This window comes from Mycolicibacterium lacusdiani, assembly GCF_021916785.1.
Lineage (GTDB): Bacteria > Actinomycetota > Actinomycetes > Mycobacteriales > Mycobacteriaceae > Mycobacterium > Mycobacterium lacusdiani.
Genome location: NZ_JAKCFC010000010.1, coordinates 106,495 through 127,294, shown reverse-complemented (window position 1 = coordinate 127,294; position 20,800 = coordinate 106,495). Strand labels below are relative to the sequence as shown.

The 20,800-nt window shown below is 67.9% G+C and carries 24 protein-coding genes; 21 read left to right on the top strand and 3 right to left on the bottom strand.

Annotation, left to right across the window (positions count from 1 at the left end):
* Positions 1-79: 79 nt before the first annotated feature.
* Positions 80-919, top strand: coding sequence for a mycofactocin-coupled SDR family oxidoreductase (locus tag LOK44_RS24635; RefSeq protein WP_237572709.1), 840 nt, complete (start codon positions 80-82; stop codon positions 917-919).
* On the opposite strand, the gene LOK44_RS24630 is transcribed toward LOK44_RS24635, so the two are convergent.
* Entirely contained in the window at positions 912-1,502 is a 591-nt protein-coding gene (locus tag LOK44_RS24630; RefSeq protein WP_237572708.1) for a TetR/AcrR family transcriptional regulator, read from the bottom strand. The genes LOK44_RS24635 and LOK44_RS24630 overlap by 8 nt on opposite strands.
* A gap of 137 nt (positions 1,503-1,639) precedes the next feature.
* On the opposite strand from LOK44_RS24630, the gene LOK44_RS24625 reads away from it, so the two are divergent.
* The 3 genes from LOK44_RS24625 to LOK44_RS24615 are packed head-to-tail and all read left to right on the top strand — an operon-like array spanning position 1,640 to position 3,644.
* Complete coding sequence (locus tag LOK44_RS24625; RefSeq protein WP_237572707.1) at positions 1,640-1,888, top strand: ferredoxin; 249 nt, start codon at positions 1,640-1,642, stop codon at positions 1,886-1,888.
* Positions 1,885-3,171 carry a cytochrome P450 gene (locus tag LOK44_RS24620; RefSeq protein ID WP_237572706.1) on the top strand — a complete coding sequence of 429 codons (1,287 nt, stop codon included), beginning with the start codon at positions 1,885-1,887 and terminating at the stop codon, positions 3,169-3,171. The genes LOK44_RS24625 and LOK44_RS24620 overlap by 4 nt, the downstream gene beginning before the upstream one ends.
* A 23-nt stretch (positions 3,172-3,194) precedes the next feature.
* Positions 3,195-3,644, top strand: a complete 450-nt coding sequence (locus LOK44_RS24615; RefSeq protein ID WP_237572705.1) for a hypothetical protein — start codon at positions 3,195-3,197, stop codon at positions 3,642-3,644.
* Here LOK44_RS24615 and LOK44_RS24610 read toward each other — a convergent pair.
* Positions 3,570-4,226: a TetR/AcrR family transcriptional regulator gene (locus LOK44_RS24610; RefSeq protein ID WP_308192789.1), complete on the bottom strand. Its 657-nt coding sequence runs from the start codon at positions 4,224-4,226 to the stop codon at positions 3,570-3,572. The two genes, LOK44_RS24615 and LOK44_RS24610, sit on opposite strands and share 75 nt — an antisense overlap.
* A gap of 114 nt (positions 4,227-4,340) precedes the next feature.
* Between LOK44_RS24610 and LOK44_RS24605 the strand changes: the two genes are divergently transcribed.
* The 15 genes from LOK44_RS24605 (at position 4,341) to LOK44_RS24535 (ending at position 16,402) form a co-directional block, all read left to right on the top strand.
* Entirely contained in the window at positions 4,341-5,174 is an 834-nt protein-coding gene (locus LOK44_RS24605; protein ID WP_237572704.1) for a mycofactocin-coupled SDR family oxidoreductase, read from the top strand.
* Positions 5,171-5,986 (top strand): mycofactocin-coupled SDR family oxidoreductase, encoded by an 816-nt coding sequence (locus LOK44_RS24600; protein WP_308192788.1) that lies wholly within the window; start codon positions 5,171-5,173, stop codon positions 5,984-5,986. Before LOK44_RS24605 ends, LOK44_RS24600 begins: the two co-directional genes overlap by 4 nt.
* 8 nt (positions 5,987-5,994) lie before the next feature.
* Positions 5,995-6,798 carry a carboxymuconolactone decarboxylase family protein gene (locus tag LOK44_RS24595; RefSeq protein WP_237572703.1) on the top strand — a complete coding sequence of 268 codons (804 nt, stop codon included), beginning with the start codon at positions 5,995-5,997 and terminating at the stop codon, positions 6,796-6,798.
* On the top strand, positions 6,795-8,270 hold the full coding sequence (locus LOK44_RS24590) for an aldehyde dehydrogenase family protein (protein ID WP_237572702.1): 1,476 nt from the start codon (positions 6,795-6,797) through the stop codon (positions 8,268-8,270). Before LOK44_RS24595 ends, LOK44_RS24590 begins: the two co-directional genes overlap by 4 nt.
* Before the next feature lie 49 nt (positions 8,271-8,319).
* Positions 8,320-8,919: a helix-turn-helix domain-containing protein gene (locus tag LOK44_RS24585; RefSeq protein ID WP_237572701.1), complete on the top strand. Its 600-nt coding sequence runs from the start codon at positions 8,320-8,322 to the stop codon at positions 8,917-8,919.
* Positions 8,916-9,656 (top strand): B3/B4 domain-containing protein, encoded by a 741-nt coding sequence (locus LOK44_RS24580; protein WP_237572700.1) that lies wholly within the window; start codon positions 8,916-8,918, stop codon positions 9,654-9,656. The genes LOK44_RS24585 and LOK44_RS24580 overlap by 4 nt, the downstream gene beginning before the upstream one ends.
* Before the next feature lies 1 nt (position 9,657).
* Complete coding sequence (locus tag LOK44_RS24575) at positions 9,658-10,320, top strand: FMN-binding negative transcriptional regulator (protein ID WP_237572699.1); 663 nt, start codon at positions 9,658-9,660, stop codon at positions 10,318-10,320.
* A 63-nt stretch (positions 10,321-10,383) separates the two neighbouring features.
* Positions 10,384-11,757 carry an MFS transporter gene (locus LOK44_RS24570; protein WP_237572698.1) on the top strand — a complete coding sequence of 458 codons (1,374 nt, stop codon included), beginning with the start codon at positions 10,384-10,386 and terminating at the stop codon, positions 11,755-11,757.
* Positions 11,758-11,766: 9 nt separating this feature from the next.
* Positions 11,767-12,267 carry a nitroreductase/quinone reductase family protein gene (locus LOK44_RS24565; protein ID WP_237572697.1) on the top strand — a complete coding sequence of 167 codons (501 nt, stop codon included), beginning with the start codon at positions 11,767-11,769 and terminating at the stop codon, positions 12,265-12,267.
* A 62-nt stretch (positions 12,268-12,329) separates the two neighbouring features.
* Positions 12,330-12,827 (top strand): nitroreductase/quinone reductase family protein, encoded by a 498-nt coding sequence (locus tag LOK44_RS24560; RefSeq protein WP_237572696.1) that lies wholly within the window; start codon positions 12,330-12,332, stop codon positions 12,825-12,827.
* Positions 12,828-12,876: 49 nt separating this feature from the next.
* Positions 12,877-13,947 (top strand): aldo/keto reductase, encoded by a 1,071-nt coding sequence (locus tag LOK44_RS24555; RefSeq protein ID WP_237572695.1) that lies wholly within the window; start codon positions 12,877-12,879, stop codon positions 13,945-13,947.
* 123 nt (positions 13,948-14,070) lie between these two features.
* Positions 14,071-14,280, top strand: coding sequence for a dodecin (locus tag LOK44_RS24550; protein ID WP_237572694.1), 210 nt, complete (start codon positions 14,071-14,073; stop codon positions 14,278-14,280).
* A gap of 70 nt (positions 14,281-14,350) precedes the next feature.
* Positions 14,351-14,830 carry a DUF2975 domain-containing protein gene (locus LOK44_RS24545; protein ID WP_237572693.1) on the top strand — a complete coding sequence of 160 codons (480 nt, stop codon included), beginning with the start codon at positions 14,351-14,353 and terminating at the stop codon, positions 14,828-14,830.
* Positions 14,830-15,036, top strand: a complete 207-nt coding sequence (locus LOK44_RS24540; protein ID WP_237572692.1) for a helix-turn-helix domain-containing protein — start codon at positions 14,830-14,832, stop codon at positions 15,034-15,036. The genes LOK44_RS24545 and LOK44_RS24540 overlap by 1 nt, the downstream gene beginning before the upstream one ends.
* A 121-nt stretch (positions 15,037-15,157) precedes the next feature.
* Positions 15,158-16,402, top strand: coding sequence for an MFS transporter (locus tag LOK44_RS24535; protein WP_237572691.1), 1,245 nt, complete (start codon positions 15,158-15,160; stop codon positions 16,400-16,402).
* Here the strand turns inward: LOK44_RS24535 and LOK44_RS24530 are convergent.
* Complete coding sequence (locus LOK44_RS24530; protein WP_237572690.1) at positions 16,399-18,675, bottom strand: glycoside hydrolase family 3 C-terminal domain-containing protein; 2,277 nt, start codon at positions 18,673-18,675, stop codon at positions 16,399-16,401. The two genes, LOK44_RS24535 and LOK44_RS24530, sit on opposite strands and share 4 nt — an antisense overlap.
* Before the next feature lie 109 nt (positions 18,676-18,784).
* Here LOK44_RS24530 and LOK44_RS24525 point away from each other — a divergent pair, with 109 nt between their 5' ends.
* Positions 18,785-19,210 carry a PPOX class F420-dependent oxidoreductase gene (locus tag LOK44_RS24525; RefSeq protein WP_237572689.1) on the top strand — a complete coding sequence of 142 codons (426 nt, stop codon included), beginning with the start codon at positions 18,785-18,787 and terminating at the stop codon, positions 19,208-19,210.
* 147 nt (positions 19,211-19,357) lie between these two features.
* Complete coding sequence (locus LOK44_RS24520; RefSeq protein ID WP_237572688.1) at positions 19,358-20,794, top strand: MFS transporter; 1,437 nt, start codon at positions 19,358-19,360, stop codon at positions 20,792-20,794.
* The last annotated feature ends 6 nt before the right edge of the window (positions 20,795-20,800 follow it).

Below are 20,800 nucleotides of genomic sequence, written 5' to 3'. Positions count from 1 at the left end.
GGGAGGGTTCCTGATCAGTCGATCAGTTTTAATCGAGGTGCCCGTGGTCGCACGGTCGCCGTCGGGAGTGGAGGACATGATGAGCGGTCGGGTCGAGGGCAAGGTCGCCTTCATCACGGGTGCAGCGCGCGGGCAAGGGCGCAGCCACGCGCTGCGGCTGGCTCAGGAGGGCGCCGACATCATCGCCGTCGACGTGTGCGCCCCGATCAGCGACTCGAGCGTGATCCCGCCGTCGACGCCAGACGATCTGGCCGAAACCGCCGATCTGATCAAGGGACTGAATCGCCGCGTGGTCACCGCAGAGGTCGACGTCCGCGACTACGACAGCCTGAAGGCCGCCGTGGATGGCGGCGTCGAACAGCTGGGACGGCTCGACGTCATCGTGGCGAACGCAGGCATCGGCAACGGTGGGCAGACGCTGGACAAGACCAGCGAGCAGGACTGGCAGGAGATGATCGACGTCAACCTCTCGGGGGTGTGGAAGACCGTCAAGGCCGGCGTACCCCATCTGATCTCGGGTGGCCGAGGCGGTTCGATCGTCCTCACCAGCTCGGTCGGGGGCCTCAAGGCGTACCCACACACGGGCCACTACATCGCGGCCAAGCACGGGGTGGTCGGCCTCATGCGCACGTTCGCCGTCGAACTGGGCGAGCACTCGATCCGGGTAAATTCGGTGCACCCCACCAACGTGAACACGCCGATGTTCATGAACGAGGGCACGATGCGGCTGTTCCGCCCCGATCTGGAGAACCCGGGTCCCGACGACATGGCCGTCGTCGCGAAGATGATGCACGTGCTCCCCGTCGGCTGGGTCGAGCCGGAGGACATCAGCAACGCCGTGCTGTTCCTAGCCTCCGACGAGTCGCGTTATGTCACAGGACTTCCGGTGACGGTCGACGCGGGCAGCATGCTCAAGTAGACCGGCTCGCGTCGTACTGGACCAGGAATCGTTCGATGAACGACGACATCTGGTCGTGCCCGTCGGTCACGCCGATGGCGACCTCGTTGCACAGGCTGCGGGCCATCTGGGCCAGCAGCATCGCGATCACGATCGGCGGGTAGGCCTCGAGGTCCACGCCGTGAGCGCGCAGGGCAACGGTCACCGCGGCGGTCTCGATGTCGCGCACCCGCTCGGCGTAAGCCTTCAGCTCGGCGCCAATCACCTTGCGATGGTTGGCCAATGCCATGAACTCCGTGTTCAGCCCGGTGCGGCGCGGGTCGGAATTGACGAGCCACAGTGCGCGCAAGGGGTTGTCGTCGGTCAGTGCCCGTCGCATCTGCTGCAGCGACACCTCGGCGCCTGCGCGCAGCACGGCCAGGAACAGATCGTCCATGGTGTCGAAGTAGTAGTACACCAACGCCGGCTTCACGCCAGCCAGCGCGGCGACCCTGCGCGACGTCGCCGCGGCATACCCCTCGTCACGCATGATCTGAGCGGTTGCCTCGATCAAGCGCAGACGCGCGCCGGCGTCCTTCTCCTTGGGCTTACTGGCGGCAGGCATGTCGACGTTCCCTACGTAATCGGCTGACGCGAAGCATATACGGCGCACGCGATTCGGTCCTTGACCGTCTGATCGGACGCGTGCTATTCATGACCATCGCAGCATTTGATCGATCGATCAGTCTTCGAGGAGTGTGCATGGCGGCGTCGGAGCCACGCGTTCGGGTCGACCCTCGGCTGTGCGAAGGACATGCGCTGTGCATCGACCTCGCGCCGGAGGTGTTCGACCTCTCCGACGACGACATCGCGACGTGCGACGAGCGGCCGTCGAAGTCTCTGTGGGACGCCGTAACCGCCGCGATGAACGCCTGCCCGCGCGGAGCGATCACCATCGAGCCCGCCCAGCCCGCACCAGCCCACGACCGCTCCGAGAGGACCACCGCATGACCGATCTCGCCTCGGCGGACTACTTCACCGACGCCGCCATCGCCCAAGACCCCTACGACTACTACGAGCACCTGCGCAGTCACGGTCCCGTCTACCGGGAGCCGCACCACGGGGTCGTTGCGGTGACCGGCTACGCCGAGGTGATGGCGGCGTTCAAGGACACCGACTCGTTCTCTGCGGTCAATGCCATCGGCGGGCCCTTCCCACCGCTGCCGTTCGAGCCCGACGGCGACGACATCACGGCCCAGATCGAGGCACACCGGCACGAGTTCCCGATCCACGAGCACATGGTGGTCATGGATCCGCCTGCACACGAACGGGCCCGGTCGCTGCTCAGCAGGCTCCTCACGCCGCGCAGGCTCGCCGAGAACGAGGAGTTCATGTGGCAGCTCGTCGACACCCAGCTCGACGAGTTCATCGGCAATCGGCGGTGTGAGTTCCTGTCGGAGTACGCGCGACCCTTCGCGACCCTGGCGATCACCGACCTGCTCGGCGTGCCCGCAGAAGACCGTGCCGAGTTCCGACGGGCGCTGGGCGCCGAGAAGCCGGAGGGCAACCGCGTCGGCGCCCTCGACGGTGCGGCGGTGGGGCTCAACCCGCTGGAGTACCTCGACGACAAGTTCAGCGCCTACATAGCGGAGCGGCGGCGCAATCCGCGCAACGACGTGCTCGGCGGCATGGCTGCCGCAACCTATCCCGACGGATCGGTGCCCGAGCTGCTCGAGGTGGTTCGACCCGCCACGTTCCTGTTCGCCGCCGGCCAGGAGACCGTCACGAAACTGCTCAGCGCTGCGGTTCAGACGCTCGGCGACCGGCCGGAGCTGCAGGGCGAGCTCCGCGAGCACCGGAAGTCGATACCGGCCTTCATCGAGGAGGCGTTGCGGTTGGAGAGCCCGACCAAGGTGGACTTCCGACTGGCACGCAAGACGACCACGCTGGGCGGTGTGCACATCCCCGCGGGGACGGTGCTGATGCTGTGTCTGGGCGCCGCCAATCGCGACCCCGCCAAGTTCGAGGATCCGCACGAGTTCCGCCTGGACCGCAGGAACGTGCGCGAGCACATCGCCTTCGGCCGCGGCATCCACACCTGCGCAGGCGCTCCCCTGGCCCGTGTCGAAGGACGGATCACCGTGCACCGCCTCCTCGACCGCATGCGCGACATCACCGTCAGCACCGAGGCGCACGGGCCTGCCCATGACCGGCAGTACGCCTACGAGCCGACGTTCCTGCTGCGCGGGCTGACCGACCTGCACATCGAGTTCACGCCCGTCGAAGCGTCGTGAGCAGGGCCGCCATTCTGGGTACGGTGTCCACGCTGATCCTGACCTCGGTCCTGTCTGCTCCAATCGCCCACGCGGACATGCGAATCGGCAACTACGAGGTGCTGACCGACCGCTGGAACGACCACTCGTGGATCTGGTCGGTGATGCACTCCTGCGGTGGCCCCGACTGCGGCACCTACTTCGAGGATCCCGTCATCGCCCCCGCCGCCGAGACGATGAACGTCCGCGCCATCCCTCGACCACTGAAGAGCCACGCATTCCAGCAGTCGGCGTTCTTCGCCGATGGCCGGTACACGCTCACCGTCGACGTTGCCGACGGCGTCCGGTGCATCGGCTACAACCTGCCGTCCCACGACGTCTACACGTGGGACGCGGTCAGCCTCGTGGGATCGATCGAATCATCCTTCCCGGCAGGGTGTTACGGGGGGCCGGGCGGAGTCGAGACGCATTCCTTCGCCCTGCGGCGCCACTAGCGCGTCGTAGCCACTGGTCATCCAGTAGACGGCACGCTCCAGGGTGGGCACGATGTCGGTGATGGCGATCTCGCCGGCGGTGAACCTGCCGAGCAGGCCGTAGACCAGGCTGGACATCACGGCGTCGAGGTCGGCGACGAACCGCTCGTCGACGCCGGCGAGCACTTCCATGCCTGCGGGGACGACGACGTCCAAGCCCTGGTGCAGCAGCGCCTGGCCGCCCGGCGAGGACCTGGCTCGATAGAAGGCGGCAAGCATCGCCGGGTGTTGCTCCCACGGTTCGAAGATGGCGCGGAAGAGTCGGGCGAGACCGTCGGACATCGATTCGTCCGGCCCCCGCGCAGGCCGCGGCACCCGGGAGTAGCGGTTCTCGGTCATCCAGGCCTGCAGCGCGGCGAGGATCAGTTCGTCGCGGTTGGCCCACCGCTTGTAGATGGTCGCCAGGGACGTCCGCGCACGGCGGGCGACCTCGCGCAAGGCAACGGCGTCGTAACCGTCGGTTTCGAGCATCTCGACGACGATGTCGAGGATCCGACCGTCTGGCTGGCGTGAACCAGCCTCTGCCGCTTCGAGTTTCCCCACGGAACCGCCCCTTGCCGTCGACGTGTAACCAGGTTACTGTACCTGCAGTAACCGTGTTACCCAGGTCGCGGCTCAGCACCCGATGTGACCACCACCGCAATGAAGCGAGGATCGATGAGTTCTCTGGACGGCAAAGTCGCGTTCATCACCGGCGTGGCCCGAGGTCAAGGCCGTAGCCACGCCGTCCGGCTGGCTGCCGAGGGCGCCGACATAGTCGGCGTCGACATCTGCGCCGACATCGCGTCCAACGGCTATGCGATGGCGTCGCGGGACGAACTCGACGAGACCATCGCACTGGTCGAGGCCCAGGGCGGCAAGATGGTCGGCTCGGTCGCCGACGTCCGGGACTACCACGCACTCAAGTCCGCCCTCGACGCCGGCGTCGCGCACTTCGGGCGACTCGACATCGTGCTGGCCAACGCGGGCATCGCGACGATGGCGTTCCGCGAGCTGAGCATCGAGGAGGAACTCGAGCAGTGGACCGACGTCCTCGACGTCAACCTCGTTGGGGCGTTCCACACCGCCAAGGCCGCCATCCCCCACCTGATCGCCGGTGGACGGGGCGGGTCCATCGTCTTCACCAGTTCGACGGCCGGGTTGAAGGGTTTCGGTGGACTGCAGGGCGGCGGGCTGGCATACGCCGCGTCCAAGCACGGCATCGTGGGACTGATGCGCACGCTCGCCAATGCGCTTGCCGCCCAAAGTATCCGAGTAAACACCGTGCACCCGACGGCGGTGAACACGATGATGGCGATGAATCCGCAGATGCAGGACTTCCTGGCCAACATGCCCGACGGCGGCGGGCCGCACCTGCAGAATCCGATGCCGATCGGCATGCTCGAACCCGAGGACATCAGCGCCGCCATCGCCTACCTGGTCTCCGACCAAGCCAAGTACGTCACCGGGGTCACCCTCCCCGTCGACGCGGGCTTCTGCAACAAGCTGTGAGCGCCTCCGACGGCCGCGTCGCCGGCAAGCGGGTGGTGATCACCGGCGCGGCACGCGGCATGGGCCGCAGCCACGCGGTCCGACTGGCCGAGGAGGGCGCCGACGTCGTACTGATCGACGTCTGCGAATCGCTGCCGGGCCTGGAGTACCCGCTGGCGTCGATCGACGACCTCGAGGAGACCGCGCGCCTGGTACGCGCCCACGGACGCCGGGCGGTCACCAAGGTGGTCGACGTCCGCGACGAGGAGGCGATGAAGCGCGCCGTCGCCGACGCCGCGACCGAACTCGGTGGTCTCGACGCCGCCGTCGCCAACGCCGGCGTCCTCACCGCCGGGTTGTGGAGCGAGACCACCAACCAGCATTGGCGGCTCGTGTTGGACGTCAACCTGATCGGCGCCTGGAACACGTGCGTCGCCGCGCTCCCCTTCATCCTCGAGCAGGGCGGCGGCAGCCTCGTCAACATCAGTTCGGCAGCAGCCATCAAGGGCAACCCCCTGCACATCCCGTACACGGCCTCCAAGCAGGCGATCGTCGGCATGAGCGTCGCGCTGGCCAACGAGCTTGCCAGCCAAAGCGTCCGCGTCAACACGGTGCACCCGACCGGTGTCATGACCGGCATGGCGCCCGCGACGATCCACACCTTGCTCGCCGAGACGCGAACCGACCTCGCACCGCTGTTCGGCAACGCGCTCCCGACACCGCTGATCGAACCCGTCGACGTGAGCAACGCGGTGCTCTACCTGGTCTCGGACGAATCGCGGTACGTCACCGGACTTCAGTTCAAGGTCGACGCCGGCGTCACCATCAGATAGGACGAACGATGAACACAGCACACCGCCGCGAGACCGGCCTTCGGCAGTACGCCGAGGTGATGACGGTCGACGCTCCCTCCGACGCCAGCCCGGCGATCGCCGACGGGTTGATCGACTTCGTGTTCGCCGAGATCTGGTCACGCCCGGGCCTGAGCCGACGCGACCGCCGGTTCGTCACGCTGGCCTGCGTCGCCGCTGCCGACGCCGACGAGCCGCTGGAACAACACGTCTACGCGGGGCTGAACAGCGGCGACCTGAGCATCACCGAGATGCGGGAGACGGTGCTGCACTTCGCGGTCTACGCGGGTTGGCCGAAGGCGTCGCGCTTCAACATCGTGGTCGACGCACAGTGGGCGCGCATACTCGACGAGCGCGGGCTGACCGACACGGCGCCAGATCCGTTGTTGCCGTTGACCACCGAGAGCGACCCCGAACTCCGCCTCCAGGGCGGCGAGCGATCGTTCAAGGAGATCAACTGCATTCCGTTCGCGCCGGTCCGCGACAACCCGTACTCCGGTGCGGGCATCCTGAACTTCGTCTTCGGCGAGATGTGGCTACGTCCCGGACTCGGCATGAAGGAGCGGCGCCTCGTCACGGTGGCCTGCGTCGCCTTTCAGGACGCGGAACTGCCGATTCAATCCCACGTGTACGCCGCCCTGAAGAGTGGTGACGTCTCGTTCGACGAGATGGACGAAGTCGCGCTGCACTTCGCCGCCTACTACGGGTGGCCCAAGGCATCTCACCTCAACTCCGCCATCGGCGTGCAGAAGCAGCGCGTACTCGACGAGGCGACGTCCGAGGCGGCATCGTGACCGCGGCGGCGCTCACCCGCCCCGCCGCTCCACCGGGACCGGTGGGGCTGCTGATCGGCAGCGACCGCATCACGACCACCGCGGCGGGCACGCACGAACACCTCTACCCCGCGACCGGCGCACCCAACACCACCGTCGCGCTGGCGTCGGAGGTGGAGATCGACCTGGCCGTCACCGCAGCCGCACGGGCGCAACGCGAATGGGTAGCGCTCACCGTCGACCGACGCCGCGACCTGCTGATCGACCTCGCCGACGTCGTCGGAGAACACCTCGACGAACTCGCCGCACTCAACGTGCACGACTACGCGGTCCCGGTGTCCTACGCCGGCACGGCACTGCTCCTGGAACGGTTCCTGCGCCACTACGCCGGCTACGTCGACAAGCCGCACGGACTGAGCACGCCCGTCCACGGCTCCTTCGACGTCAATCTCGTCGAGCGAGAACCGTACGGCGTGGTCGGGGTCATCGCCCCCTGGAACGGCGCCCTCGCCGTCGCGGGCAGCTGCGTCGCGCCCGCCCTGGCGGCAGGCAACGCCGTGGTGTTCAAGCCATCGGACCTGGCACCATTGGCCGCCCTGCGGTTCGGCGAGCTGTGCCTTGAGGCAGGCCTCCCCGCCGGCCTGGTCAACGTCGTGCCCGCGGGCCCCAATGGCGGTGACGCCTTGGTGCGCCATCCTGGAATCCGCAAGATCCACTTCACCGGTGGAGGCGCCACGGCCCGCACCGTGATCCGTTCAGCGGCAACCAATCTCACACCGGTGGTGGCCGAACTCGGCGGCAAGTCCGCCAACATCGTCTTCGACGACGCCGACCTCGACGCGGCAGCCATGCTGTCGGCGCATCAGGGCCCGCTGATGCAGTCGGGTCAGAGCTGCGCGTGCGCCAGTCGCCTTCTGGTGCACGACTCGGTCTACGCCGCGTTCACCGAGCGCTTCCTCGCCGTGGTTGAGGCAGCCAAGGTCGGCGATCCCTTCGATCCGGCGGTCGGCTTCGGGCCGGTCATCAATCAGGCGGCCGTCGACCGCATCCTCGGCGCAGTCGGCGAGGCAGTAGACGGGCGGGCCGGCGAGTTGCTCACCGGCGGGCACCGCATCGGAGGGGACCTCGCCCACGGCTACTACGTCGAGCCGACCGTGCTGGGCAACGTGGACAACTCGTCGAACCTGGCCCAGCTCGAGACGTTCGGACCGGTGGTGTCGATCATCCGATTCTCCGACGAGGCCGAAGCCGTGCGCCTCGCCAACGACACCCCCTACGGGCTGAACGCGTTCATGCACACCCGCGACCTGCGGCGAGCGCACGGCGTCGCCCGGCAGCTGGAAGCCGGTTCGGTATGGATCAACACGTTCAGCGACATGGCGCCGCAGGGTCCGTACGGCGGCTACAAGCAGAGCGGCTTCGGCCGTACCGGCGGGCTCGACGGCCTCAACGAGTTCCTGCAAATCAAGAACATTCGCATCGCGATGGGCTGAGCGCCCCCGCCGACCGAGCAGTGCACCAACAGTGCGTTATAGTGCACTCGTGGACGACGATGCGGCCAAGCTGGCCACCGCCATCGGCGCACGGGTGAGACACGAGCGCACGACGCGCGGGTGGACGCTGGATCAGCTGGCCGAAGCGTCTGCCGTGAGCCGGCGCATGGTGGTCAGCGTCGAGCAGGGTGCGGTCAATCCCAGTGTGGGAACGCTGCTTCGGCTCAGCGACGCGCTCGGCGTCGGCTTGCCGGCGCTGGTGGAGCCACCCGAACGCTCGCCGGTGACCATCACCCGCGCAGGCGATGGCGCCGCGCTGTGGTCGGGAGAGTTCGGCGGACGCGGCGTTCTCGTGGCAGGCACCACGCCGCCGGACGTCGTCGAGCTGTGGGATTGGACCCTCGGCGTCGGCGACAGCCATGTCAGCGAAGCCCATGCCGGGGGCACTCGGGAACTCGTGCACGTGCTCGACGGGGCGCTGGTGATCGACGTCGACGGTCAGTCCATCGACCTGAACCTCGGAGACGCGGTGACCTTCCCCGGCGACGTCGCCCACGCGTACGTCAACCAAGGCACGGCGCCAACCCGCTTCTCGCTCACGGTGTTCGAACCCGGCGTCGGCGCCCCACGGCCGCGGGCCAGCCAATGACTGAACCCGACCCGAACGCGGACTGGCTGACCCGCGCGTGGGTCGACGCCTCGGTGTTCGCGCTGCGGCCCGACTATCGAGTCGTGCTGATCGCCGCCGACGGCATCGAACCCGGGCGTGGCGACGCGGGCAGCGAGGCACTGTTGCGCCACGCCGAGGTCGCCGCCCGCGAGGCGCTCACCGAGTCCCCGGTCGACCAGCTTCCCGAGATCGCTGCATGGCGCGACGCCTACCGCGCGTTCGGCGCCAAGCCCCAGCGCACCCGCAACAGCGTCGAGGCTCTGCTTCGCCGGGCCGAGTCGGGGTTGCCGAGGATCAACCGGCTGACCGACGTCTACAACGCCGTGTCGGTGCTGCACCGCATACCGATCGGCGGGGAGGATCTCACCCGCTATGCCGGTGCGCCCCGATTGGTTCGCGCGACCGGTGACGAACCGTTCGACACCGCCGCCGGGGGCGTCGACGTCGTCGAACGTCCCGCGCCGGGCGAGGTGGTGTGGTGTGACGACGCCGGTGTGACGTGCCGGCGATGGAACTGGCGGCAGGCCCGGCGCACCGCGCTGCGCGACGACACCACGACCGCGCTGTTCATCCTCGACGGACTCGCCCCGCTGACCGATGCCGACCTGCAGGCCGCGGACGACGACCTGTGCGGGCACCTGACCCGGCTCGGTACCGACGTCCGAATCACCCGCAGGCTCGTGTCGAACGACGCAGCGCCCCAACAAGGAGACTGACGTGCTCATCCACCCATGGGATTCCGCTTTCGACGCCGACGAGTGGCAGAGCTGGCTGGCGTCCACCGACAGATTCGGCACCCTGGCGGTCAACAACGTCGACCCCGCCGAAGCGCCGGTGCTCCTTCCGACCCACTTCACCCTGGACGGCGACGACCTGCTGATCCATCTGGCCCGGCCCAACCCCGTGTGGCCGCACCTGCAAGCCGCCACCAGGGTGCGCCTGGCCGTCATCGGCGACTATGCGTACATTCCCACCTACTGGCGCGCCAAGGCCGGCGGGCCCGACGAGGACGGAGTGCCCACCAGCTACTACTCGGCCGTCCAATTCGTCTGCGAGCCAACGATCGTCGACGACCCCGACGGCAAGGCGCGAATACTCGCCACCCAGCTGTCGGACTTCCAACCGGAGGGGCGGCACGCCGCCGTGGCACCAGACGCCGAACCGTACGGTCGCATGCTGCCCGGCATCCGCGGTGTCCGGCTGCGGATCGTGCGCGTGGAGGCCAAGTTCAAGTACGACGACGCCAACCCCGTGGGGCACCGGGAACGGGTCATCACCAACCTCGAGCAGCGCAACAGGGGACTCGACGGCGGGGCCGCCGCACAGCAGCGCAGACGCCTCGCCGCGATCGGCGACTGGAAGCAGCACAGGCAGAACTGAACCTGGTTCACCCCAGCGCGCGTTCATCCCCGCAGGCGCCAGGGATTCGGCTACCGTGCCCGGATGAGCGATAGGACGTCACCCGTCCCGACCGGTCCCACCCGCGCACCGACCAGCACGCGGCGCGCGGTCCTGAACACCATCAGGGGTTCGGCGGGCAACCTCGTCGAGTGGTACGACGTCTACGTCTACACCGTGTTCGCGACGTACTTCGAGGCGCAGTTCTTCGACCAAGACGACGAGAACTCCACGCTGTACATCTACGCGATCTTCGCGGTCACCTTCCTGATGCGGCCGGTGGGCTCGTGGTTCTTCGGCCGCTACGCCGACCGCCGTGGCCGAAAGGCCGCACTGATGCTCAGCATCACGATCATGTCGTCGTGTTCGTTCCTCGTGGCGATCATGCCCACCAGGGAGGTCATCGGCTGGTGGGCGGCGGTCATCCTGATCCTCGCCCGCCTGCTGCAGGGCTTCGCGACGGGCGGCGAGTACGGCACGTCGGCGACCTACATGTCCGAGGCGGCCACCGCGAACCGGCGCGGCTTCCTCTCCTCGTTCCAGTACGTGACCCTGGTCGGTGGCCACGTCCTCGCGCAGTTCACGCTCCTCATCGCGCTCAGCGTGCTCGACGTCGACGCCGTCAGCGACTGGGGATGGCGCATCGGCTTCTTCATCGGCGGCATCTCCGCGCTGGTGGTGTTGTGGATGCGTCGCTCGATGGACGAATCCCTGAGCGAGTCGCACCTCGAGGCCATCCGCGAGGGCAAGGACCAGTCGGCCGGTTCGCTCAAGGCGCTGTTCACCACGCACTGGCGACCGCTGCTGCTGGTCTTCCTCATCACCGCGGGCGGCACCGTCGCGTTCTACACGTACACGATCAACGCGCCGGCGATCGTGAAGTCGACGTTCGGCAAGGACCAGGCGCTGACGGGTACGTGGATCAACCTGGCGGGCCTGATCTTCCTGATGTCGTTGCAGCCCATCGGGGGCCTACTCAGCGACAGGGTGGGCCGCAAGCCGCTGCTGGTGTTCTTCGGCATCGGTGGCGTGCTGTACACCTACGTGCTGCTCACCTACCTCCCGCAGACCGAGTCGCCGCTGATGGCGTTCGCCCTGACCGCCGTCGGGTACGTGATCCTGACCGGGTACACGTCGGTCAATGCGATCGTCAAAGCTGAGCTGTTCCCCGCCGAGATCCGGGCGTTGGGCGTCGGATTGGGCTACGCCCTTGCCAATTCGGCGTTCGGCGGCACGGCACCGCTGCTGTACCAGGGCGCCAAGTCGGGCGACAACATCGGCTGGTTCATCTTCTACGTGACGGTGATCATCAGCGTCAGCCTGCTGGTGTACGTCTTCGCGCTGAAGAACAAGAGCCTGACCGTGCTCGACCGCGAGCAGGGCAGCGCCTGGCTGCAACCCACGTCGGCGGTCAAATAGCATCGCGGGATGGGCATACCCGAAGTCGACCCGACGGCCGCATCGCCACTGCTTCGCCACGGCGCGCGGGTGACGGGCAACAAGCCCGGCCGCTGGCTCGCCCGACGGGTGGCGCCGCGCGTCGACCGCCAGTTGCTCCGCCTGAGCAAGGGCAAGCTGTCGACGGCGATGGTGACGCCCGAACTGCTGCTCGTCAGCACCGGAGCGAAGACGGGTCAGCGACGGACCACTCCCCTGACCTACTTCACCGACGGCGGACGGGCCATCGTCATCGCGTCCAACTACGGCAGCTCGCGACATCCGTCCTGGTACTACAACGTCCTGGCACACCCCCGGGTCACCATCTCCGCGGGCGGGTACACCGGCGACTTCATCGCCCAGGAGGTCTCGGGTTCCGAACGGGACCGGCTGTGGAGCCTTGCGACCACCTTCATCCCGTCCTACGCCCAGTACGAGGAGCTGGCGGGCAAGCGCACGATCCCGGTCGTGGCGTTCACCGAGACCGCCTGACCGCTCGTCGCCCCGCCACGTACGGTCTAGGTCGCTGGACACCAAGCCGGGAGGAATGACGAATGGCCGACGCAGACGCCGCATCGATCCGAGCAGCCCGAGGCGAGTGGGCGGATGAACACCTTCGGAGCTACCTGGAATCGGGCGGCACACAGGGGCACATCCTCGATCTCAGCTCCGTGGGCGGCCACGCGCTGACCACCCATTGCCTGATCAAGTGCGTGGGGCGCAAGTCCGGACGGGTCCACGTCAAGCCGTTGATCTACGGCAACGTCGCCGGCGAGATCGTCATCGTGGCCTCCAAGGGTGGCGCCGACGACAATCCGCAGTGGTACCTGAACATCCAGGACAGCGAGACCATCGGCGTTCAGATCGCCACGCAGGCGTTCGAGGCAACGTGGCGCGAGCCCGAGGACGAAGAGCGTCATGCCGTCTGGACGTACATGACCCACCTGTACCCGCCGTACCTCGGCTACCAGACGTCGACGACGCGCCGCATCCCGGTCGTGATGCTGAAGACCGTGCGCCCGATCGCAGTCTTCACCCCCGCCGACGCCTGACTCCCGGACATGACCACTACCGATGGGTGGCGGTCCCTACGATGGGGTGATGACCGACGAACTCGCGATCTCCGACGTCCCCTTCACCAACGATCCCTGGGTAGCGGCGCGAGAACGCTATGACGCGATGCCCTACCGACGGGTCGGGACGTCCGGGCTCCTGCTCCCGGCGATATCGCTCGGGCTCTGGTACAACTTCGGCGACAACCGCCCCTTCGACGGGCAACGAGAAGTGTTGCGCTACGCGTTCGATCGTGGAATCACGCACTTCGACCTCGCCAACAACTACGGCCCACCGTATGGCTCTGCCGAGGAGAACTTCGGCCGGATGCTGCGTCGGGACTTCAAGCCCTACCGCAACGAACTGATCATCTCCACCAAGGCCGGCTGGGACATGTGGCCGGGGCCCTATGGCCAGCTCGGTGGCAGGACCTACCTCCTGGCGAGCCTCGATGCCTCGCTCGACCGGCTCGGTCTGGACTACGTCGACGTCTTCTACTCCCACCGCATCGACCCGGTCACGCCGTTGGAGGAGACGATCGGCGCACTGGACACCGCCGTGCGCGCGGGAAAGGCTCGCTACGTTGGCATTTCGTCCTACTCGGCAGCCAAGACGTCCGAGGCGGCCGCCATCGCACGTCGTCTGGGCACCCCGCTGGTCATCCACCAACCGTCGTACTCGCTGCTGAACCGGTGGATCGAGGGCGATCTGACCGCCGAACTCGGAAACGCAGGCATGGGGGCCATCGCGTTCACCGCGCTGGCGCAGGGCCTGCTGACCGACCGCTATCTGCAACGGCCCGCGGGTGACGTCGACCGAGCGACGGCGCGTCCCACGTTCGACGACGAGCTGGTGACCGACGAGGTCCTCGAACGACTCCGGGGACTCGCAGGCATCGCCGAGCGCCGCGGTCAGTCATTGGCCCAGCTCGCCCTGGCGTGGGTGTTGCGCGACCCCACGGTGGCCTCCACCCTGGTCGGCGCGTCGAGCGTCGCACAGCTCGAGGAGAACCTGGGCGCGCTGGACAACCTGGACTTCACGGCGGAGGAACTCGGCGAGATCGACCGGTACGCATCCGATTCCGGCATCGATCTGTGGCGCGAGAGTTCCGACGTCTAGCGGCGACGTCACGATCTGGAATCCACCCGAGCAGAACCGCGGCGTGACCGACGTGGACGTGGTCGACTCGATCGACACACGACAGCAGCGTCCGGCCGCCCGACGGCCGCGAAGGGAGAACCGATGAGCGAGCACACCTACCGCGTCATCGAGATCGTCGGCACGTCGCCCGACGGCATCGACACCGCGATCCGCAACGGCATCGGCCGCGCCGCTCAGACCACGCGGAACCTGGACTGGTTCGAGGTTGCCTCGGTGCGCGGTGAGATCTCCGACGGCGCGGTTGCGCACTTTCAGGTGACGCTCAAGGTCGGCTTCCGCATCGACGACTGACTTGACCCGCGGCCGAGCCGGCCAAAGCGCACCTATTGACAATCGATAGATATCGATCGACTCTTGGTGCATGCCAATCGAGCGCTGGGCCGTCCCCGCCCTGAGGACCTTCCTCGTCGTGCTGTTCGCGGTGCTGCTGCTGCTCCAGGTCATGTCGCTGCCGGGCCAGTTCGCGCACATGGCCCAGGAGTCGCCGGACCAGGCGCACCTCCGGTGGCCTCTGACAGTGGTCTCCATCTTCTGGGTGCTGTGCGTCCAGGTGGTGCTCGTCTGCATCTGGCAGCTGCTCACGATGGTCAAGAGCGACCGCATCTTCACGCCGGCATCGCTGGTGTGGGTGGACGTGATCATCTGGGCGATCGGTGCCGGATGGGTGACGTTCCTCGGCGTGTTCCTCTACGTCGGCTTCCACGCGACCGATCCCGGGGAGCCACTGCTGATGTTCCTGCTCCTGACCGGCGGTGCCGTCCTCGGGTCGCTGATGGTGGTCATGCGGGCCCTGCTGCGCCAGGCCACCTCGCTGCGCACCGACATGGATTCGGTGATCTGATGCCCGTCATCGTCCGCATCGACGTGGAATTGGCGAAGCGAAAGATGAGCGTGGGCGAGTTCGCCGAACGGATCGGACTGACGCCGGCGAACGTCGCGGTGCTCAAGAACGGCCGGGCCAAGGCGATCCGCTTCAGCACGCTGGAGGCCATGTGCCGGGTGCTCCAGTGTCAGCCCGGCGACCTGCTCGAGTGGGTCGAGGAGTGACCGCGCTGCGTGCTCGCCGCTAGGCGCTTCGAGAAACATGGATGTGCTATGCATATTTGGTGCCGTGCCTTTCCACCCCGCCCCCCGGGCTGAGTCCGCGGCACCAGTGCGCGGTGTCCACGTGACCGCGGAGGCCGTATCCACCCAGCGCCCACGAAACGCGCTGGGACTGATGTTCGACCCGGTGTTCGGTGCGCTGTTCTGGGGAAAGATGTTCGCGGTCGTCGCGGTGTGGACGCACGGCATCGTCGCGGCCATCGTCATCTACGACGCGACGCGTTCGGCCCTGATGGTCGGCCTGGTCGGTGTCGTCCAGTTCGGACCGCAACTGATCCTGACGCCCACCAGCGGCAAGTGGGCGGACACCGGCAACCCGGCACGGCAGATCCTGCTGGGCAGGGTGCTCTGCGTCCTCGGGTCGGGGTTGGTGGCAGCGTGGCTGTTCGTCGACCCCGGGCTCCAGGGACTCGCGGTGGCCGTTCCGGTCCTCATCGGATCGTTGCTCGTGGGGCTCGGTTTCGTCGTGGGCGGTCCGGCCATGCAGTCGATTGTCCCGAACATCATTCGCGGCGGTGAGCTGTCGACCGCCATGGCGCTCAACAGCATTCCGATGACCATCGGCCGCATCGTGGGTCCCGCCGCGGGCGCCTATCTCGCGGCACACCTGGGGTCGGGCGCCGCGTTCGCCGCGGCGGCCGCGCTGCACCTGGTCTTCGCGCTCTTCATCGTCGCCGTGCGGTTCCCCGCACCGCCGAAGCGGCGCTCCGGCACCGACTACCGCGTGCGCGCCGCCGTCAAGTACGTCTGGCGTGACCGCCCGCTGCTGCTGGCGCTGCTCGCCGTGGCCACGGTGGGCATCGCCTCGGACCCGTCGATCACGCTGGCGCCCTCGCTCGCCGATGCCCTCGGTGGCGACAGCCGCCTCGTCGGGACCCTGTCGGCGGTCTTCGGCGTCGGCGCAGCCGTGGGCATGGCCAGCCTGGCGCTGATGCGAGGACGGGTCGCGTCCGCGTGGGTCTCGTCGATCGGACTCGGCGGCCTCGCACTCGGATCCGCGGTGCTCGCGGTGGGCACCGTCACCGAGATCGCGTTCGCCGGATTCGCCCTCGCTGGCCTCGGGTTCGGGTGGGCCATGACCGGTTTGAGCACGGTGGTACAGGAGCGCGCACCCGAGGAACTACGCGGCCGCATCATGGCCCTCTGGCTCGTCGGGTTCGTCGGCTCCCGACCGATCGCCGCCGCCGTCCTCGGCGGAACCGCGGACCTGATCAACGTCCAGGCGGGGTTCGCCGTCGCGGCCGTCCTGACCGTCGTGGTGACGCTGCTGTGCCGGCCGGCGAAGCTGACCGGGCCCCTGCCGGCCTAGTCGCTCACCGAGTTCCGTGCGTTGATCGAATCCAGCAGCGCTAGAACCTCATCGGTCCCGACGCCGCTTCCCGCACCGAAGCTCCCGACCAATCGGCCGATCGGAATCGACGCAGCCATGCGCAGCATGTCGACGCCGAGCGCCTCGCCGCCACCGTCGCCTGCCGGCGCGAACGATGCGAGCGCTTCGCCGAGAGCCTGAGCGCCAACGGAATCCGACATCAGCTCGCCGAGGGTGGATTCGAGTGTGAACGGCAGGCGCATGTCGTCACCGTCGACCTCGACGTCCTCCCCCATGCGAAGGTCACGGCTCGACGCGCCCGCGTCGATGCGGTAGGTCCCGCCCTCGACGACCCACCGGTTCAACCGGTCATGCCAGTACGCGAGATCGCGGCGCTCGATTCGCACCGAGACGACCGTGCTCTCACCGGGTTCGAGGTCGACCGACCCGAATCCGACGAGTTCGCGCGGCGCACGGCTGACCCTCGAGGTGGCCAAGGACGCGTAGATCTGCACCACTTCTCGGCCGGCACGATCCCCGGTATTCGTCACGGTGACCCGGGCGAGGATCCCTTCGCGATCTGCTGCCAGGGCCAGTCCGTCATAGGCGAACGACGTGTAGGACAGGCCATGCCCGAACGGATAGAGCACGTCCTGTTCGCGGACGTCGTAGCCCCGATATCCCACGAAGATGCCTTCCCCGTACCGCACACGCGAGTGCTCGCCGGGGAAGTGCGGAAAGCTGGGTGCGTCCTGAAGCCGCAGCGGGAAGGTCTCGGCCACGCGACCCGAGGGGTTCACCGCACCGGTGAGCACGTCGGCGATCGCGCCCCCACCCGCTTGCCCGAGCAGTGCGCCACCCAGGATGGCGCGCGCTGACGCGTGCACCGGCGCGAGGCGCAAGACACCTCCGGCGGACACGACCACGACAGTGTTGGGTTGCGCCGCAACCACTTCCTCCAGGAGAGCCAGCTGATCGGCGGGCACGTCGATGTCGTCGCGATCGAACCCCTCGGACTCCTGGCTCGCGGCGAGGCCTGCGAAGACGACGGCGACGTCTGCGGCCGCGGCCGCGCGGACTGCCTCGGCACGCAACGCAACATCGTCGGCTGCGCCGCCCGTGTCGAAGCCTCGGGCGAAGGTCACCTCGCCGTCGACGGCCGCGCGGATCTCCCCGAGCGGCGAGTCCACCCGCGTGGGGGTCACGTGCGAACTGCCGCCGCCCTGATAGCGCGGGTCTTCGGCGAACGCGCCGATGACCGCCACCGATCGGCGCCTGTCGAGCGGCAGTAGGTCGTTCTCGTTCTTGAGCAGGACGACGCTGCGCCCTGCTGCCTCCCTGGCCAGCGCGTGATGCGCATCGGCATCGACGGCGACGTCGCGCCGTCCAACCTCCACCCGCGCCGACAGCCGGGCAACGGCCCGCGCTGCTCGATCGACCGCGGATGCGTCGAGTCGGCCATCGGACACCGCGCCGACGACCGCGGCGTCGTCGGCGACGGTATCGCCCGGCATCTGCAGATCGAGTCCTGCGGCGACGGCTGCGACTCGGTCGGCCACCGCACCCCAGTCGCTCACCACCAGACCGTCGAAGCCCCACGTGTCGCGCAGCACCTCGGTGAGCAGCCAGTGGTTCTGCGAGGCATACACGCCGTTGATCCGGTTGTAGGAGCACATGACGGTCCACGGCTCGGCGTCGCGCACGACCCGTTCGAACGCGCGGAGGTAGATCTCTCGCAGCGTGCGCTGGTCCACCTCGGCGCTGGTGCGCATGCGGTCGTGTTCCTGATTGTTGACCGCGAAGTGCTTGAGGGACGCGCCGACTCCGCCCGACTGCAGTCCGCGAACCCACTCGGTGGCGAGCCTGCCGGACAGGTACGGGTCCTCGCTGAAGTACTCGAAGTTCCGCCCGCAGCGCGGATCCCGCTTGATGTTGATGCCCGGCCCGAGCAGCACACCAAGCCCGACGGCCTGCGCCTCGTCGGCGAGCGCCGCGCCGATGCGCCGGGCCAGTTCGGGATCCCAACTCTGCGCCAGACCGACGGCCGGAGGGAAGCAGGTAGCCGGAACGCTGCCCCCCAGCCCGAGGTGGTCACCGGCCTCGGCCTGGAAGCGGACGCCGTGTGGCCCATCGGACATCGCCACAGGCGATACGCCCGCTACGGCCTTGGTCCGCCAGAAGGACGCCCCTCCCCCGAGCGCTGCCTGCTGCTCGAGAGTGAGTTCGCCGACGACGTCGCCCGACGCCCGAGTGCTGTGTTCCGACCCTTCCATCACCACATCGGTGTACCACGGCCGACGCATCCACCCCCGTGGCGCGCGGCTTGAGAATCGCCAGGCTGGGCATCCCTGCATGGACCCGACCCCGACCCTGGAGATTCCCATGTCATCGTCACTGACCGACGACGCCAAGAAGATGCTGGCCAAGCCCAATCCCGCCGTGATAGCCACCACCCGACGCGACGGCCAGCCGGTGTCCGCCGCCACCTGGTACCTGTTCCGAGACGATCGCATCCTGGTCAACATGGACGTCGGCCGGAAGCGCCTGGATCACATGCGCAGGGATCCGCGGGTCTCACTCACGGTGATCGACGAAAACGATTGGTACACCCACGTGACCGTCATCGGTCACGTGACGGAGATCTACGACGACGACGGCCTGGCCGACATCGACGCGCTGTCCCAGCACTACCAGGGCAAGGAGTATCCCGACCGCAACCGCCCACGGGTCAGCGCCCTGATCGAGGTCGACCGCGTGCACGGCTGGGGCGCGCAGAAGAACAACGATCAGCCCGACGGAAGCGGCTAGGTAGAGCCGAATGACTTTGAACCGCAACGATCGCTTGCGCAGCCGACTGACAGGAAGCGGCGTGTCCGCGGGGCGTAGATTCGGTTCAGTGGTCATGGCTTCGAGACGTCACCGGAATGCCCCGAACGACGCTCGGGTCACACGGCGGTGACGTCGACCTCGACCGCCGCAGTCGGATTCCGCTCCGAGCGCGGACCGGTCCTCATATCGGTCATGCTGAGCACCGGCCTGGTCGCCATCGACGCCACGGTACTGGCGACCGCCGTGCCCTCGATAGTCGGCGAACTGGGTGGGTTTCACCAATTCCCATGGCTATTCTCGGCGTATCTGTTGGGACAGGCGGTGACCACTCCGATCTACGCGAAGCTGTCCGACGTGTTCGGCCGCAAGTCGATCCTCCTGGTGGGGATCGGGGTGTTCCTGTTGGGCTCCGTCCTGTGCGCCGCGGCGTGGAACATGCTCGCGTTGATCGTCTTTCGAGCCATTCAGGGCATCGGCGCCGGCGCAGTGCAACCGACGGCCTTGACCATCGTCGGTGACGTCTACACGGTCGCCGAGCGAGCACGGGTGCAGGGCTACCTGGCGAGTGTGTGGGCCGTCTCGTCGGTCGTCGGGCCGATGCTGGGTGGCGCCTTCTCGCAACTCGGGATCTGGCGCGGCGTCTTCCTGATCAACATCCCGCTGTGCCTGCTCGCGGCGTGGATGTTCAACCGCCACTTTCACGAGGACGTGACGCGAAAGGACCGCAGCGTCGACGTCTTGGGCGCGGTGCTCCTGGCGGCGGCCATGACCTCACTGGTGTTGGCGGTCCTGGGTGGCGGCCAGACGTGGGCGTGGACCTCCGCGCCGAGCATCGGCGCCTTCACGGCGGGCGCGGTGCTGCTGGCGATCTTCTTCGTGGTCGAACGCCGCGCTCCGGAGCCGATTCTGCCGATGTGGGTGTTCTCGCGCCGCCTGCTCTGCGCGACCACCATCGTCGCGTTCGGAGTCGGCGCCATCCTGATGGGGCTGACGTCCTACGTGCCTACGTACCTCGAGGGATCACTGCGGGTCCAGCCCATCGTCGCCGGACTCGCCTTGGCGGCGCTGACCATCGGTTGGCCGGCCACCGCGGCGATCGCCGGCAAGCTCTATCTGCGATGGGGGTTCAAGCGCACTGCGGTACTCGGCGCTTCGCTGGTGATCACGGGGTCGTCCGGGCTCGCGGCGCTGGCGCACCGGCCGAACGTCGCCAGCGTGGCGGTCGTGTGCTTCGTGATCGGCGCCGGCATGGGCCTACTGGCCGTACCGACGCTGATCGCCGCACAGTCGAGCGTCGACTGGGACGAGCGCGGCATGGTGACCGGAAACAACATGTTCGCCCGGTCGCTCGGCAGCGCGGTCGGAGTCGCAGTCTTCGGTGCCATCGCCAACTCGATCTTCGGTTCCGGTGACCTGAACTCGCTCGGGCCTGCGGTCGTCCAGTCCGGGTCGGCCGCCGTCTTCATCGGCGTACTGGTGGTGGCCGTGGCGACCGCTGCCGCCGTCCTCGCCATGCCGCGTACGCCACCTGCGACCACCGCGGTGCCGGCGACGGCAGAGTGACGCCCG